The 15820-nt window shown below is 46.8% G+C and carries 15 protein-coding genes; 11 read left to right on the top strand and 4 right to left on the bottom strand.

What is annotated here, in order from left to right; translation table 11 throughout:
* Positions 1-311: 311 nt before the first annotated feature.
* Positions 312-1406 (bottom strand): S-methyl-5-thioribose-1-phosphate isomerase, encoded by a 1095-nt coding sequence (gene mtnA, locus WH45_RS16625; RefSeq protein ID WP_046215540.1) that lies wholly within the window; start codon positions 1404-1406, stop codon positions 312-314.
* 254 nt (positions 1407-1660) lie between these two features.
* Between mtnA and WH45_RS16630 the strand changes: the two genes are divergently transcribed.
* The 9 genes from WH45_RS16630 (at position 1661) to sufB (ending at position 10383) form a co-directional block, all read left to right on the top strand.
* On the top strand, positions 1661-2128 hold the full coding sequence (locus tag WH45_RS16630; protein ID WP_046215541.1) for a Dps family protein: 468 nt from the start codon (positions 1661-1663) through the stop codon (positions 2126-2128).
* A 286-nt stretch (positions 2129-2414) separates the two neighbouring features.
* Positions 2415-2912, top strand: coding sequence for a hypothetical protein (locus WH45_RS16635; protein WP_046215542.1), 498 nt, complete (start codon positions 2415-2417; stop codon positions 2910-2912).
* A 269-nt stretch (positions 2913-3181) separates the two neighbouring features.
* Positions 3182-3442: a hypothetical protein gene (locus WH45_RS16640; protein WP_046215543.1), complete on the top strand. Its 261-nt coding sequence runs from the start codon at positions 3182-3184 to the stop codon at positions 3440-3442.
* On the top strand, positions 3442-4038 hold the full coding sequence (locus WH45_RS16645) for a DUF1802 family protein (protein ID WP_046215544.1): 597 nt from the start codon (positions 3442-3444) through the stop codon (positions 4036-4038). The genes WH45_RS16640 and WH45_RS16645 overlap by 1 nt, the downstream gene beginning before the upstream one ends.
* 1178 nt (positions 4039-5216) lie before the next feature.
* Positions 5217-5999, top strand: coding sequence for a Fe-S cluster assembly ATPase SufC (sufC, locus tag WH45_RS16650; RefSeq protein WP_046215545.1), 783 nt, complete (start codon positions 5217-5219; stop codon positions 5997-5999).
* 28 nt (positions 6000-6027) lie between these two features.
* Positions 6028-7329 (top strand): Fe-S cluster assembly protein SufD, encoded by a 1302-nt coding sequence (gene sufD, locus WH45_RS16655; protein ID WP_046215546.1) that lies wholly within the window; start codon positions 6028-6030, stop codon positions 7327-7329.
* Positions 7326-8546, top strand: coding sequence for a cysteine desulfurase (locus tag WH45_RS16660; RefSeq protein WP_046215547.1), 1221 nt, complete (start codon positions 7326-7328; stop codon positions 8544-8546). The genes sufD and WH45_RS16660 overlap by 4 nt, the downstream gene beginning before the upstream one ends.
* A complete protein-coding gene (gene sufU / locus WH45_RS16665; protein ID WP_046215548.1) occupies positions 8536-8967 on the top strand; it encodes a Fe-S cluster assembly sulfur transfer protein SufU in 432 nt (143 codons plus the stop codon). The genes WH45_RS16660 and sufU overlap by 11 nt, the downstream gene beginning before the upstream one ends.
* Before the next feature lie 18 nt (positions 8968-8985).
* Positions 8986-10383 (top strand): Fe-S cluster assembly protein SufB, encoded by a 1398-nt coding sequence (gene sufB, locus WH45_RS16670; protein WP_046215549.1) that lies wholly within the window; start codon positions 8986-8988, stop codon positions 10381-10383.
* A gap of 773 nt (positions 10384-11156) precedes the next feature.
* Here sufB and WH45_RS16675 read toward each other — a convergent pair.
* Entirely contained in the window at positions 11157-11750 is a 594-nt protein-coding gene (locus tag WH45_RS16675) for a YczE/YyaS/YitT family protein (RefSeq protein WP_046215550.1), read from the bottom strand.
* 146 nt (positions 11751-11896) lie between these two features.
* Here WH45_RS16675 and WH45_RS16680 point away from each other — a divergent pair, with 146 nt between their 5' ends.
* Both WH45_RS16680 and WH45_RS16685 read left to right on the top strand, forming a co-directional pair.
* The gene (locus tag WH45_RS16680) at positions 11897-12349 is read left to right on the top strand and encodes a MarR family winged helix-turn-helix transcriptional regulator (protein ID WP_046215551.1); all 453 of its coding nucleotides are present in this window, start codon (positions 11897-11899) and stop codon (positions 12347-12349) included.
* A gap of 42 nt (positions 12350-12391) precedes the next feature.
* The gene (locus tag WH45_RS16685) at positions 12392-12922 is read left to right on the top strand and encodes a spermidine/spermine N(1)-acetyltransferase (RefSeq protein WP_046215552.1); all 531 of its coding nucleotides are present in this window, start codon (positions 12392-12394) and stop codon (positions 12920-12922) included.
* 156 nt (positions 12923-13078) lie between these two features.
* Here WH45_RS16685 and WH45_RS16690 read toward each other — a convergent pair whose 3' ends face one another.
* Both WH45_RS16690 and WH45_RS16695 read right to left on the bottom strand, forming a co-directional pair.
* Positions 13079-14812: a methyl-accepting chemotaxis protein gene (locus tag WH45_RS16690; protein WP_235338403.1), complete on the bottom strand. Its 1734-nt coding sequence runs from the start codon at positions 14810-14812 to the stop codon at positions 13079-13081.
* A 228-nt stretch (positions 14813-15040) separates the two neighbouring features.
* Positions 15041-15679 carry a 3'-5' exonuclease gene (locus WH45_RS16695; protein ID WP_046215553.1) on the bottom strand — a complete coding sequence of 213 codons (639 nt, stop codon included), beginning with the start codon at positions 15677-15679 and terminating at the stop codon, positions 15041-15043.
* Between the last annotated feature and the right edge of the window lie 141 nt (positions 15680-15820).

Below are 15820 nucleotides of genomic sequence, written 5' to 3' on the forward strand. Positions count from 1 at the left end.
TTCTCCCATCTCGCTTACTTTATCAGATTGGTATTGCCATTCCCCAATAAACTATATCATTTAAATTAAAATATTAATAGGTCTTAAGAGTTAGTTCTTAGGACTAGGAGAATGCGTTGATAATTCTGGTTGTAGGATTGAATGTCCTGTCAGCTACTCACTATATTTATCGGTCAAGTGTCGAAAAATGTTAGATAAATCACAGGGTCAGAAACAAAAATACCGGGGTCTGCTCGGACCCCGGCACTAATGCATACGATGATGAAAATTCCGTTTTATCTCACTCAAATATCTTCATCTAACAACGAATTTCAGTCCTGAAAAAGCTTCGGCAGGTTTTCGGTATAAGAAGGGTATACCAGACCTTTTTCTGTAATAATGGCAGTAACATATTCATTTGGCGTTACATCAAATGCAGGATTGAATACCTTGATATCTTCTGGAGCGGTACGTTTGCCGAATCCTTGGGTAACTTCTTCGGCCGAACGTTCTTCAATCGGAATCTCGGCTCCTGTGGATGTAGACAGATCAATTGTCGACAGCGGGCAGGCTACATAAAAAGGAATATTATGCGCTTTGGCGAGTACCGCCACGCTGTAAGTACCGATTTTGTTGGCAACATCACCGTTGGCTGCAACGCGGTCTGCGCCGACGATAACCGCCTGAATCCAGCCTTTGGACATGACCATGCCTGCCATATTGTCGCACAGCAGCGTCACGTCAATACCTGCCTGCTGAAGCTCAAATGCCGTCAACCTCGCACCCTGCAGTACAGGACGGGTCTCATCGGCATACACTTTCAGCTGAATGCCCTGTTCATGAGCCAGATACATCGGCGCCAGTGCGGTACCGTATTTGGCAGTCGCCAGTCCACCGGCGTTGCAGTGAGTCAGTACACCCATGCCATCTTCGAACAGCGGCAGGGCATGCACTCCGATCATACGGCAGACTTCTTCGTCTTCTTCATGAATGGCGATGGCTTCGGCGAGCAGTCCGGCATGGCGGGACTCGGTTGTTCCTTCCTGCTCGGCGAGCTGGTGGGCACGCTTGTTCATGCGATCCAATGCCCAGAACAGATTGACGGCGGTTGGACGGGACTCCGCCAGATAAGCCGCAGTTTTGAGTACATGCTTGAGCCATGCATCCGCGTCTTCGCCTTTGTACTCCCAGGCGCCCAGTACAACACCATAAGCGGCGGAGATGCCGATCGCCGGTGCTCCGCGTACTTTCATGGAACGAATCCCTTCAAATACCTGCTCCGCAGTGAACAGCTCCAGCATCACAATCTCGTCCGGAAGCAGACGCTGATCCAGCATCAGCAGTTTGTCATCCGCCCAGCGAAGGGACAGCAGCGGTTCAAATGGAGCTTTAACCGGAACATCATTGGATGGAACCTGATTATTCATAATAGAGAATCACTCCCTTGGATAATTAAAAACATTAGAATATAGGATATCGGAAAAGTAGGCTTTTGCACAGTCTTTTTTCTGCTATATTCCATTATAAAACAGAAGCTGCGCCTGCGTTTAAACGATCTTCATCAGTACCCTGTTTCCGGTACCGATTGTTTCGTCCAATGCTCGCACGGGTAAGATGTATGCAGATGAGCCTGACATGTTTATCAATTTCACCAAATTCATAAAAGTGAGGGATAATGATTATGTCTAACATTACAAACGAAAACTCTACTCAAACCAAACGTATTGAAGAACTGTTGAATCTGCAGGTGGCTAACCTGAATGTACTATATGTGAAAATCCACAACTTCCACTGGTATGTCAAAGGCGAGAACTTCTACACGCTGCATATCAAGTTCGAAGAATTGTATAACGAAGTTACCCTGAAAATGGACGAAATCGCTGAGCGTCTGCTGACACTCAAAGGTTCCCCGGCTGCTACAATGAAAGAGTATCTGGAACTGTCCAGTATCCAGGAAGCGAACGGCAGCGAAGATGCACGTACAATGGTACAAACGATCATTGAAGACTTTGCTACTGTATGTGAGCAGTTCCAGGAAACGATCGAACTGGCTGACGAGTCCGGTGACCAACCGACAGCAGATATGCTGATCGCGTTCAAAGCGGATCTGGAGAAACACATGTGGATGCTGCGCTCTTTCTTGGGCTGAGTTCTCTTATAACTAATCATTCAATCAAGAGGATTGAAACAAACCGCAATCTGTCCTATGACAGGTTGCGGTTTTATTTATGGAAATTGTATACATAGTTATTATATAAAAAGGAAATACTATTAAATACATAAAAGTAAAAATATGGTAGTATTTAATAAGGAAAGCTTTTGTATCAAAGAAAGGAGGTAAATAAGGGCCAAGGATCAAGTCAAAAGAAAAATGTAAGCGTAATCATTTGGCGGAAGAATTTTTTATCTCACAATAGTACAAAGGAGAAATGAAAATGAGAGTAAAGGGCTGGTTAAAAAGCATGTCGTTTATACTCCTCTTACCTTTGTTCTTCAGTGTTATGTTACCTTTTGGAGCTGCAAGCGTCAAAGCCTCGATCTCACCTCAGACCGAACCACCACCGGAAGATTTGCACCATAACTGGGTCGAATACCTTAATCTCAGAGGTGGCGGACAGGATACATCTGCACAATGGTCAACGAATAACCAGGCAGATGTATCTTTCTCGTTTGTCATGCAAGGACAGGGTGAATTGACTGTTTCTTATGAAGTTTATGGTTACTATAAACAATGGGTTCCCATGCACTCTGTAACCTTTACAAAATCCGGTAAGTATGATTATAAGATGGGCTATTATCCTAGGTTTCCGGAAGATGTGAGCGACTATCGTGTTACCTACCGACTCAAGGAAACGGATGGACCGGTTAGAGTGTATGGTAATACGACGTTTGATTATTATGACCGTTGGATTCCAACAGGCGGTGGCTGGTAATCGATATTGCCTGTCTGGAATTCCCCGGTCTGCACATGAATTGCTGCTGATCCTTAGGCTGGGGTCAGATCATTGGCTGGCGGAACATAATATACTGTAGATAGGCTGTAAATTATTCTCCAGTGCATACTACATCCAAGCCACTGTTTGCATAAACTGCAAATAGTGGCTTTCATTTGTAACGGAATGCAGTCATTTGTCTTTATTTCTTTTATAATAAAGAAAGATAGGGTAATGGAAAGCTATAGGCGACAGGAGGCTTGCAAAAGATGTATCTGGATAACGGACGTTTTATTGTAGAGGACCAAGACATTTCTGCAATCTATTGTTACCGGGATCGGGATGGTATTTCTTTTGAAGATGGATTTCGCTTCGAAATGCAGATGCAGGATATTGTTATCTATCCAGGCAGCATACATGCTGTCGAACTTCCTGTCGCATTGATCTTCTCTGCGGACGAAAGAATCGAAGAACTGATTCGGGCTGCCATTTACCAAAGTGTTGGATTTATAGAGGAGGAGACTATTTGATGAACAAAAAGGTGATTGCCCTCAAGGAATGGGCATCCGCTATTCGCGCACTGGAAGAAGGCAGACAGATTCTATTGATGCGTAAAGGCGGCATTGTGGAAGAAACACGCCATTTTGAGTTGAAAGAAAATGCTTTTTATCTGTATCCGACCTATGAGCATCAGCGCCGGGAACTGCTTAAGCCGGAATATCAGCATCTGGTCGACGAGTCAATGGCAGACTGGTCGCCGGAGCAGAATACTGCGACCATACGCCTGTATGCCGAAGTAACGGATGATCTGGAAATCTATGATCAGGAGCAGTTAAATCGGCTGCGGGAGACGCATATCTGGACCGATACTTTTGCCGAAGAACGCCTACGCTGGAAAAAGAAAAACCCGCTTCATCTGCTAATCCTGCGGGTATATATAATTGAACGACCGGTGGACATCCCTATAGAGGAGCAGTATATCGGCTGCAAATCGTGGATATCCATACCAAGTGGTTCGGTGACGAGCGAATTGACGCCGGTGCTGGACGCTGCGGAGTTTGAGAGAATGCGATCTGTTGTATTGCAATCGCTGCAGGAACAGAACATTCCAACACATAAAGCTTGACTGAGGCGATCGGTCAGGCTTTTTATTATGGGTTGGGGTGATGCGGGGGAAAGAAGGGTTGAGGGGGCAGGGGCCGCTGCGGGAAGGGATTGTCCGGCTGTCCTCCGGTTAAGAATGGATATTCTGAAATGGGTACAGCGGGAATATCCATTCTTAAATGTCGGCCTGCCGGACAATTCCCTCCCCTCCGCTCCGTGCTCCCTCAAACAATTTTCCTCCGCACAGGGGGATGGGGCAATTTGGAAGAGATTAAAGATTTAAAAGCTTAAAGAAGTAAAGGCTTGTAAAGAATAATTGGTTTGGGATGGATTAACTTGAATTGGGTTGAGAGATTTAATCATGCCCAATAAATATGAATACTTGAGAATTTGTCTTGCAGATTTGCAAATTTCTTTACTATAAAAAGTAAAATGACCAATCTGCACCTAGCGGAGCAATTGGAATCGGACTTCAGCAGCGGAGCGGCCTCATTTAAGAATTGGATATCTCGCGGTAGCGGAAATTCAGGATATCCGATTCTTAATGGAGGGCAGAAGACCGATCCAATTGTGCAGCGAGGTTCCCCGGGAGCGTCGTAGTTTTTCCAACACATGCAGCAACAAAGTCATCGCACACTTTTCCCCACATAATACCTCATGCTGCTCTGGCATGTTCCTGATATTCACGTTAAGATAAGGTGAAAGATATCTGTAGTTCATTGCGGCTATATTGAAATTATTATAAAATACTTGAGAATCGTTGAGAATCAGTTTAGAATAGTTCTAAGGAAGATTTATTCTTAGACTTTATCTAAATGGATGGAATGCTGGGCATTTGATATGCGTGGTTCTGTAGAAAAGGATTTTTGCACAGCAAAAAATCTGGCTATCGGACAATGAGGGGTTTTTCCCTGTTAAGATAAATGTGTGCAGATCAGGTTGCAAATCAGCCTGATGTCCGCAGGAAAAGTCAATCATATGCAGCTTGTTGGCCATGATGCCGGGAAGAGGAGAGCCGCTGTAGAAGAAGGCAACTTACTAATTTGTTGCTTATATTTTTTTGCGGTCAACACCGTTTTACTGGTATGATTTAACAAGTGAACATGGTATTACGATCATTTTTATGAAGCATGCCGATAGACGATACATCAAAATTGATCTATTTGGCTGCTTACTTACTTATTTGGAGGGACGACTATTATGGCAACAAATTTCGTCATTGAAGGTCTGAAAGCAACAATCGAGAACAAGGAAATCCTCAAAGGTGTTAACCTGTCGATGAAAGGCGGAGAAATCCACGCGATCATGGGACCTAACGGTACCGGTAAAAGTACGCTGGCATCCGCACTGATGGGACATCCCAAATATGAAGTGACCGAAGGTACTGTAACACTTGACGGTGAAGATGTACTGGAGATGGAAGTGGACGAGCGCGCACGCGCAGGTCTGTTCCTGGCTATGCAATATCCAAGTGAAATCACGGGTGTAACCAACTCCGACTTCCTGCGCAGTGCAATCAACGCACGCCGTGAAGAAGGTAAAGAAATTTCCCTGATCAAATTCATCCGCCAGATGGAAGGCAGCATGAAAGAACTGGAAATGAACCCTGAGTTCGCTCACCGTTACTTGAACGAAGGTTTCTCCGGTGGTGAGAAAAAACGTAACGAAATCCTGCAAATGATGATGCTGGATCCAAAACTCGTTATTCTTGATGAAATCGACTCCGGTCTGGATATCGATGCTCTGCGTATCGTAGCAGACGGTGTAAATAAAATGCGCAGTGAAGATCGTGGTTTCCTGATCATTACTCACTACCAGCGTCTCCTGAACTACATCACGCCTGACCATGTACACGTTATGATGCAGGGCCGTATTGTGAAATCCGGCGGTCCGGAACTGGCAGCCCGTCTGGAAGCAGAAGGCTATGACTGGGTTAAAGAAGAACTCGGCATCACTGACGAAACTGTAGGTCAAGAAGCGTAAATTACTGTACGGAAGGAGGAGCTACACAATGACATTGCAGACGATACTTCCGCTCAATACGGAAGCTCTCAAATCACTATCCCAACAAAAAAACGAACCGGCCTGGCTGACGGACAGCCGCCTGGGCGCTCTGGAACTCGCTTCCCGGCTCGAACTGCCCAAACCGGAAAAAACGAAAATCGATAAATGGAATCTTGCAGACTATGGTACGTATCAGCCTGTAAGTCCGGTTGCTTCTCTGCAGGAACTGCCTGTAGTGGTAAGCCAGCTGGTCAACGAAGAAGAATCGGCGAACCTGCTCGTTCAAAAAGATTCCGGCGTCATCTACTCCGTTCTGTCGGATGAATTGAAAGCCCAGGGCGTTATTTTCACCGATCTGGAGACAGCAGCACGTGAGCATGGTGACCTGGTACAGGCGCATCTGTCCACCGTTGTCAAAAACGATGAAAACCAGCTGACTGCACTGAGTGCAGCACTGTGGAATGGTGGAGCATTCCTCTATGTTCCTAGAAACGTAGAAGTATCCATCCCGCTGCAGGCTGTATTTGTAACGGAAAATGCAGCAGCAACATTTGCACCGCGCGTGCTTGTAGTTGCCGACACCAACAGCTCTGTAACCTATGTGGACAACTATGTATCCACTGGCGATGCGAGCCGTGTGCATAACGGTATCGTCGAGATCGTAGCCAAAGATGGAGCTAAAGTTCGTTATGCGACGGTTCACCAGCTCGGTCTGAACGTAACGGATATGAGCTACCGTCGTGCAGTAACCGGCAACGATGCATCCATCGAATGGATTATCGGAGAAATGAACGATGGCAACACCGTAACCGATACGGCGACGATTCTCAAAGGCAACGGCTCCACTTCAGATGCAAAAGTTATCGCTGTAGGCTCTGGCGCGCAGCGTCTGAACTACACGACCAAAGCGGTTCACTTTGGCAAAGACTCCACCAGCCAGATGACGACCCGTGCGGTTATGCGTGAAGAAGCCAATGCGATCATTAACGGAATTACCAAGATCGAGAAAGGCGCTACCCGTTCCAACGGTGAGCAGGCAGAGAAAGTGCTGATGCTCAGCCCGAAAGCACGTGGTGACGCCAACCCGATCCTGCTGATTGATGAAGATGATGTTATGGCAGGCCACGCGGCATCGGTAGGTCAGGTTAACCCTGAACAGGTTCATTACCTGATGTCACGCGGTATCTCTCGTGCACAGGCAGAACGACTGATTATTTATGGCTTCCTGGCTCCGGTCGTATCTGATATTCCACTGGAACAGCTGCGTGTTCGTCTGCAGGAACTGGTGGAAAGGAAAGTCGGACAGTGAACGAGCTCATCCGCGAGCAGTTTCCGATTTTACACCAGGAAGTAAACGGACATCCGCTTGTGTATCTGGATAATGCGGCGACTTCACAGAAGCCGCGTGTCGTTCTGGATGCATTGCGTCACTATTATGAATGGGATAATTCCAATGTACACCGTGGTGTGCATACACTGGGAACACGTGCAACCGACGCTTATGAAGGTGCACGCGAGAAGATTGCCCGTTTCATCAATGCTGAACGCAGTGAAGAGATTGTGTTTACCCGTGGTACAACAACAGCGCTCAACCTGGTCGCTTCCTCGTATGGCGGTCCGCGTCTCCAGCCTGGAGACGAGATCGTCGTTACCCCGATGGAGCACCACAGCAACCTGATTCCGTGGCAGCAGCTCGCGCTGCGGACAGGAGCGACGCTGAAATATATCCCACTGCAGCCGGATGGCAATATTGATCTGGCTGATGTGGAAAAAGTCATCAACGATAACACCAAGATTGTCTCGATCGTCTATGTATCCAACGTACTCGGTGTGGTCAATCCGGTGAAGGAAATTGCCGAGATTGCCCACCGTCACGGTGCGATTATGGTCGTGGACGGCGCACAGAGCACACCGCATATGAAAGTGGATATGCAGGATCTGGATTGCGACTTCTACGCATTATCCAGTCATAAAATGTGCGGACCGACCGGATTCGGTGCCTTGTACGGCAAGCGCAAGCTGCTGGCACAGATGGAACCGATCGAATTCGGCGGCGAGATGATCAATGACGTAGGACTGTATGAATCCGACTGGAAAGATGCTCCCTGGAAATTTGAAGGCGGTACGCCGATCATTTCCGGTGCGGTAGGTCTGGGCGCAGCGATCGATTTCCTGTCCGAGATCGGTATGGACAAGATTGAAGAGCATGAAGCCCATCTGGCCAATTATGCAATGGAGCGTATGTCCAAGATTGAGGGTATTAAAATATATGGTCCAGCCAAGCGTAAAGTGGGTATTGTTACTTTCAACCTCGAAGGTGTACATCCTCACGATCTGGCGACGGTCCTGGACACTTACGGGGTAGCCATTCGTGCCGGACATCACTGCTGTCAGCCATTAATGAGATGGCTGGAAGCAAGTTCTACGGCACGCGCAAGCTTTTACCTGTATAATAATGAACAAGACGTGGATAGACTCATTGAAGCGTTGGTTCAGACAAAGGAGTACTTTGGCGATGCAACTTGATGATCTTTACCGCCGCGTGATTATGGATCACTACAAAAATCAACGCAACCGCGGTACATTTGAAGATGGAGCGATGACGGTTGAACTGAATAACCCGACCTGTGGTGACCGCATAACCCTGCAGCTTCAGGTGGAAGACAACAAGGTAGTGGACGCCAAATTCTCGGGAGATGGCTGTTCAATCAGTATGTCATCCGCCTCCATGATGACGGAAGCGATTAAAGGCAAGACGTATGAAGAAGCACTTGAGCTGGCAGACCGTTTCTCCGCCCTCATGAAAGGCGAAGAAGTGGAATTTGCAGAATACGAAGAGATCGAAGCCCTATCCGGAGTCAATAAATTCCCTGCTCGCATTAAGTGTGCCACTCTGGCCTGGAATGCCCTGCGCAAAGGAATCGGCGAAGACAGCTTGAACAATTAAGATAGGGAGGCTACAACAATGGCTAAAAAAGCACCAGAAATGGAAGAATATAAATATGGTTTCCGCGATGAGCACAAATCCATTTTCCAGTCCGGTAAAGGTCTGAACAAGGAAATCGTAATGGAGATTTCCCGCATGAAGAACGAGCCGCAATGGATGCTGGATTTCCGTCTCAAATCACTGGAACAATTCGAGAAAATGCCTATGCCTGAATGGGGCGGCGATCTGAGTGGACTGGACTTCAACGATATCCAGTACTATGTAAAGCCATCCGAAGGACAAGGTAAAACATGGGAAGAAGTACCGACAGAGATCAAGGAAACCTTTGACAAACTCGGTATCCCGGAAGCAGAACAAAAATTCCTGGCTGGTGTATCCGCTCAGTACGAATCTGAAGTTGTATACCACAGCATGCAAAAAGAACTGGAAGACCAGGGCGTAATTTTCATGGATACGGATACTGCACTGCGCGAGCATCCGGAGATCCTGAAAGAATACTTCTCTACGGTTATTCCACCGACAGACAACAAATTCGCAGCACTGAACAGTGCCGTATGGTCCGGCGGAAGCTTCATCTATGTGCCGCCAGGCGTACAATGCGACGTGCCTCTGCAGGCGTACTTCCGCATTAACTCCGAGAACATGGGTCAGTTCGAGCGTACGCTGATCATCGCGGACGAAGGCAGCTTTGTACACTATGTAGAAGGCTGTACAGCCCCGATCTACAGCACCAACTCCCTGCACAGTGCGGTAGTTGAGATCATCTGTAAGAAGGATGCTCGTGTGCGTTATACAACGATCCAGAACTGGGCGCCAAACATCTACAACCTCGTTACCAAACGTGCAGTTGCAGAAGAGAACGCGACTATGGAATGGGTCGATGGTAACATCGGTTCCAAACTGACTATGAAATACCCGGCTGTTGTACTGAAAGGTCGCGGTGCCAAAGGTTCCGTACTGTCGATCGCTGTAGCCGGTAAAGGCCAGCTGCAGGATGCAGGCGCGAAAATGATTCACCTGGCTCCAGATACTACGTCTACAATCGTATCCAAATCGATCAGTAAACATGGCGGTAAAGTAACGTACCGTGGTCTGGCATCATTTGGACGCAACTCCGAAGGTTCCAAGTCCAACATCAAGTGCGATACGCTGATCCTGGACAACGAGTCCACTTCTGATACCATTCCGTACAACGAGATCAAGAATGATAACATTACGCTTGAGCACGAAGCAACGGTATCCAAAGTATCCGAAGATCAGCTGTTCTACCTGATGAGCCGCGGTCTGACTGAAGACGAAGCGACTCAGATGATCGTAATGGGCTTTATCGAGCCATTTACGAAAGAACTGCCGATGGAGTATGCAGTTGAGATGAATAGATTGATCAAGTTCGAGATGGAAGGCAGTATCGGCTAAAACTTTTCAAACCTTGCCGTTAAAAGGGGAATTGTTACTTTTCGGTTAAGAATGTGGAAGTTCGTACCGGTTTTATGCCATTTTAATATTGTTGATTCATGTAGAAGGCGAACTTTTAAGTTCGTCTTCTTTTTTGTTGTAATAAAAGGTAATGACCGGCAAAGTCCTATTCTAAGAATTCAAGTTCAATATTGCTAATGAATAATTCTTTGCAATGTAGATCATCAGTATTTGATACATAAACTCCAATATAATTCTCTGGATATGTAATGATAAATACATTATATGAAAAATTCGAATGAGATAGACTACAAACTTAAAACAAAAATGCCTATAATCCTATTTAGCTCTATGAAGCAAAATAAAAGCTGACTGATCGAAATCAGCCAGCCGAGTTATTACCAAGGTAGTGCGCAACCTTGGTTATATGGAGGACACTTAGGCGGTGTTGCGGCAGAAGTAACAGCAGAGACGGATAATGCCAAGATAGCGGTCAGACCTAAAACGGCTAAATACTTTTTCATATGTAACACCTCTTTCGTTAGATTGGAAATACTATATCAAATAAATATATTTAATGGAAGTATATGTAACTTATGTGTAAGAGAAAATTTCAGTTTTATTGTATTGAGAAAGTATACAGGCATACGTACTAAATATAAGACTCACGAAGCATAGCCATTTCCTCTTCTTTTTTAAGTTGTCAGCTTAGGCAGCACCTGTAGGTAAGTACATGTACTTCAAATGCTGTTTTTATTCTCTTCTTATCCTCCTCATAACACCCGATCCAATAAATTCCCTACCACCGGCATAAAATACTGCAAAACCACCCCTCCCAAGCCTACGGTCAGCACCGTCCCTACACCAATCGGACCACCCAGCATCAATCCCATTATCAGAAACACCATATACACCACCGTCCTCGCCACTAGCATATTTGTCCGAAGCAGCTGCTGCAGCACCAGTGACAACCGGTCAATCGGGATCGCTGCAAAGTTGGTATACAAATACACAGCCGTTCCCAACCCGGTAGTAACCAGCCCCATGCCAAAACAGAGCCAACGGCTGTACCATAATTCAGGCGTCAGTCCATGCTGCAGGATCATCAGCCACATATCTATACCTGCACCGGTCAGCAGTGCAGTGATCATGCCTAGCCATTCGGGTTTTTGTCTCTGAACAACGGCATTCAGGCCAATCAGCATCAGCGCGATGATGATCTCCCAGCTGCCTACCGTTAGTCCTACACGTACAGACAACCCTACCAGCAGCGCATCAAATGGCGATGTGCCAATTTTCGACTGGATCATCAGGGAGATGCCCAGCGCGAGTATCCCTATTCCGAGTACATAAAATATATATTTCAAAGCAATCTGCTCCTTTATCATTAATTTGCTTTGTCATTCATCAATTTTTATTGCAAATGCAACATAAATGAGTTAGATTTAAACTATCTTATTTTTGTTGTATTTGCAATAAAATATTGTATGAACGATGGATAAAGGAGTACAGGATGAGAGAGATTCTACGGGAAATCGGCATGATCGCGCGAGCGCTGGATTCGATCAGTAATATCGAATTCAAGGAATACGACTTGACCAAAGGGCAATATCTGTATCTCGTGCGGATCTGCGAGCAGCCAGGCATTATTCAGGAAAAGCTGGCCGAGATGATCAAGGTGGATCGGACGACCGCTTCGCGAGCGATCCAGAAGCTGGAGACCAGCGGCTTTATCGAGAAAAGAGAAGATCTGCATAACAAAAAGGTCAAAAAGCTGTTCCCCACCGCCAAAGGAGAGCAGGTCTATCCTTTTATCAAGCGGGAAAATGACTATTCCAATTCTGTAGCTCTGGAGGGTTTGTCCGAAGAGGAAACCGAGATGATTCATGAACTTCTCCGAAAAGTCAGACACAACGTGGAGAAAGACTGGGAGTCTGTCAAAAAAGGCCATAAACGAAACTATTAATGCGTCAGTTATTCAACAAGCCAGAGGAGTGTAAAAGGTAACATGAATATCAGTATCAGAAAATGTACAGTGGAAGACGCACAGCAGCTGCAGCAGATCGGTTATGAGACATTTGACGAGACATTCCGGGATCAGAATTCACCCGAAAATATGAATGCCTATCTGGAGAAAGCCTTTGATCTGAATCAGGTACAGCAGGAGCTGTCCAATGCGCTGTCACAGTTCTTTTTTGTATATGTGGGGGATAATCTTGCCGGTTACCTCAAAGTGAACACCGGCGATGCCCAATCCGAGCAGATGGGGGATGAGGCACTGGAGATCGAGCGAATCTATGTACGAAGTTCTTTTCAGAAGCAGGGGATTGGCAAATATCTGTTCGATAAAGCGATAGATATTGCAGTACAGAATGGCAAGCCTACAGTCTGGCTGGGCGTATGGGAGAAAAATGAAAATGCAATTGCCTTTTACCTGCGGCAGGGATTTGTGCAGACAGGGGCGCATTCCTTTTATATGGGAGATGAGGAACAGACCGATTTTATTATGGTCAAAGATCTGTCTGCAGCTGACCATTGAACAGCTGACAGTTAACAGAACAAATAACTAACATAAGCACATGACCAAACAACCCCGTACTTTGCTGCCATGGTGGCCAGGTACGGGGTTGCTGTGTTTGGATTTGCTAATTGGTGCTATGAATGCAGGGAAGAACGTTCTAATCCGATTTTCTAATCAGATTTTGAATTTGGCAATTAATTCATTTAATTCTTCTGCCATAATCCGCAGGTCTTCGGAAGAAGCGGATATGCCGCCGAGGGCTTCACGTTGTCGATGGGATGTCTCGGTTACTTCCGTGGCGCCTTTTCTGGAGACGCCTGCAATCTCGGCCAGTTCGGATACAGAAGAAGAGACTTCTTCGGAGCTGGCAGACATTTGCTCGGTCACAGCCGACATATCTTCGGTCTGGGAAGATACATCACTGATCGCTGTTTCGATTTGCTGGAAAGCTTCACCCGTCTGCTGTGAGAGCTTGATGCCGGCTTCCACTTCACGGATACCATCTTCCATCAGGGATACGGCTTCATCGGTATCCTTTCTCATCAGTCCCAGCGTTCCGGAGATTTGACCGGCTGACTGGGCTGACTGATCGGCCAGCTTGCGCACTTCTTCAGCCACGACCGCAAATCCTCTGCCTTGTTCACCGGCACGAGCCGCTTCAATGGCGGCATTCAATGCCAGCAGGTTGGTCTGGGAAGCAATACCCGAAATCAATTCGGCCATACCTTCCACTTCACGGGAGCGCTGCTGCAGCTGCCGGATACATGTCGCCGAACGATCTACTGCCGCACTGATAGCGGTCATCTGGGTGCCGATCTGGTTGATAGTGCTGCCGCCACCGCCTGCTTTATTTTTCATCTCGGCAGCAGCTTCGGACACTTGATAAGCGGTCTGGGCAATTTCCTGAATGGCTCTGGACATCTCATCCATTACTCTTGCCGTTTCGGCCGCTGCCTGCTCCTGATTCTGGGCGCCACGACTAACCTGTTCAGCGGTATGCAGTACTTCTTCTTGCATACGAACGTTTTGTTCAACATTGCTGGTGAGCGAAGAGGAAGCTTCGGCAGCCTGCTGGGCTTTGCGCTGCACTCCAGCGATGACATTTTTGAGTTCATCGGCCATCTCGGCAAAATTACGGTTCAGTTCGCCAAAATCATCTGTGCGGTCTGCACGGAGCTGCACATTCAGATCTCCTGTACTCATCTGTTTGATGGCGGCAAACAGATCCCGGACCGGCTGCATCATGCGCCGCATAACGAAAAATTGAATAAGCAGGACAACAACGACACAACATATCAAAATAAGCAGGGAGGTGCGCAGTACGGTAGCTGAATTATTTTCAATATCAGCGGCACTGATATCCAGACCCAGTACGGCAATGACTTTACCGGAGTTATCCTTGATCGGCTGCAGAACGCTGGACCAGCTTCCATATATATCGGTGTACACATCGGTACCCATCGGTTCGCCGCTATCGGCGACCTGCTGCATGGCGGCATACATAATCGGAGGGTTCTCGTACAGGGTTCCCGTCCCCATACCCGCTTCGGACAGATGGGTAGGAGAGGCGATAACTGTCTGTTGATTATTTACGATGGCCGCGCTAAATACATAGGCCTGTGCTATATTCGGATTCGTCTTTGAGATTTCATCAAGCAGGGCAGTCATTTCCTTATCAATAGTGCTGCCTGCAACAGGATTTTCGGCAGCTTTTAGAATAAGCGGTGTTCCGATCTGCTCTCTCATGTAAGCCGACACACCAATATACTGTTTGTGCAGATCATTCAAAGCCATCCGTTCCTGAGCAATGACATTGAAAATAGTAAGCATAACACCGACCAACAAGATACCAATCGACATCAGAATGATATTTTTAGCAAAAAAAGTAAGTCTTGTTTTCTTTTTCATTGGTCTCTCCCTTAGTCTGAATGTAGGTTTAACTTATATCCGTATATAATTCTTTCGACAGAATAAACCAATATGTAAATAGAAAATTGAAAATGAATGGATAATATGGAAAAGAAAAAGACCCGCTCATTTCGCGGGTCGGTGTGTGTAAATGATGAATCCCTGACAGTTAAGGGTCAGACAGGAGACGAATCATCTTTATTACAGTGCTGCTGTTCGGTGGCTTATTCAGCTGTAACGGCCCAAGCTGCTCTTTTTCCAGCTGCCTGGCTTTTTCGTTTTGGAAGCGGCTGCGGAGAAAGCGGTATATCCGCCAGAATAAAGGGTACCGGGCTTATAGCCAAAAGCGGCGGACAGTTCTGCGGGGGTGAACTGCTGCTTGCGTTCCATCAGCTGGAGCAGTACAAGGGCAGCGGCACGGGCATCTTCCAGTGCATCGTGATGGTTCAGCTCAATGCCAAAATAGGCTGCCAGATTGTTCAGCCGGTGGGAAGGCAGCTCGTTCAGTATCTTTTTGCTGAGCAGATAGGTACAGTAATACTGAAATGCCGGATAACCGGCACTGGCGGCATCCAGACTGTGACGCAGTACACTCATATCAAAGGCCGCATTGTGGGCGACCACATGTTTATTTTCCAAATAAGGCAGCAGCTCCGGCCACAGTTCGCCAAAGGTCGGTGCATCCTGTACCATGGAGGGGGTAATGTTATGAATGCTAATATTCATGGCATCAAAATGCTGCTGCGGGTTGATCAGCCAGGAGCGTTCGGCCGTGATTACGCCGCCGATGATTTCCACGACCCCGATCGAGCAGGCACTAGCACGGCTGGAGTTGGCGGTCTCAAAGTCAATTGTTACAAAATCCATTCTTTTGTTCATCCTTTCGGAGTCGGTAACCCGGTATCTATTCGAATCGTTACAAAACCGTTGTTGACGAAGACAGGTGTCGACCTGTACCCTTTGATAGGGACAGGATAACCTCTCCCGGAAATTTTACAGCTTCACTGG

It is taken from the genome of Paenibacillus wulumuqiensis, assembly GCF_000971965.1.
Classification (GTDB): domain Bacteria; phylum Bacillota; class Bacilli; order Paenibacillales; family Paenibacillaceae; genus Saccharibacillus; species Saccharibacillus wulumuqiensis.

Coding starts and splice junctions, on each gene's coding strand:
- WH45_RS16695 (WP_046215553.1), bottom strand. CDS start 15,679: ATGGATTTTGTAACAATTGACTTTGAGACCGCCAACTCCAGCCGTGCT.
- WH45_RS16690 (WP_235338403.1), bottom strand. CDS start 14,812: ATGAAAAAGAAAACAAGACTTACTTTTTTTGCTAAAAATATCATTCTG.
- sufB (WP_046215549.1), top strand. CDS start 8,986: ATGGCTAAAAAAGCACCAGAAATGGAAGAATATAAATATGGTTTCCGC.
- WH45_RS16645 (WP_046215544.1), top strand. CDS start 3,442: ATGAACAAAAAGGTGATTGCCCTCAAGGAATGGGCATCCGCTATTCGC.
- sufU (WP_046215548.1), top strand. CDS start 8,536: ATGCAACTTGATGATCTTTACCGCCGCGTGATTATGGATCACTACAAA.
- sufD (WP_046215546.1), top strand. CDS start 6,028: ATGACATTGCAGACGATACTTCCGCTCAATACGGAAGCTCTCAAATCA.
- sufC (WP_046215545.1), top strand. CDS start 5,217: ATGGCAACAAATTTCGTCATTGAAGGTCTGAAAGCAACAATCGAGAAC.
- WH45_RS16630 (WP_046215541.1), top strand. CDS start 1,661: ATGTCTAACATTACAAACGAAAACTCTACTCAAACCAAACGTATTGAA.
- WH45_RS16640 (WP_046215543.1), top strand. CDS start 3,182: ATGTATCTGGATAACGGACGTTTTATTGTAGAGGACCAAGACATTTCT.
- WH45_RS16680 (WP_046215551.1), top strand. CDS start 11,897: ATGAGAGAGATTCTACGGGAAATCGGCATGATCGCGCGAGCGCTGGAT.
- mtnA (WP_046215540.1), bottom strand. CDS start 1,406: ATGAATAATCAGGTTCCATCCAATGATGTTCCGGTTAAAGCTCCATTT.
- WH45_RS16685 (WP_046215552.1), top strand. CDS start 12,392: ATGAATATCAGTATCAGAAAATGTACAGTGGAAGACGCACAGCAGCTG.
- WH45_RS16635 (WP_046215542.1), top strand. CDS start 2,415: ATGAGAGTAAAGGGCTGGTTAAAAAGCATGTCGTTTATACTCCTCTTA.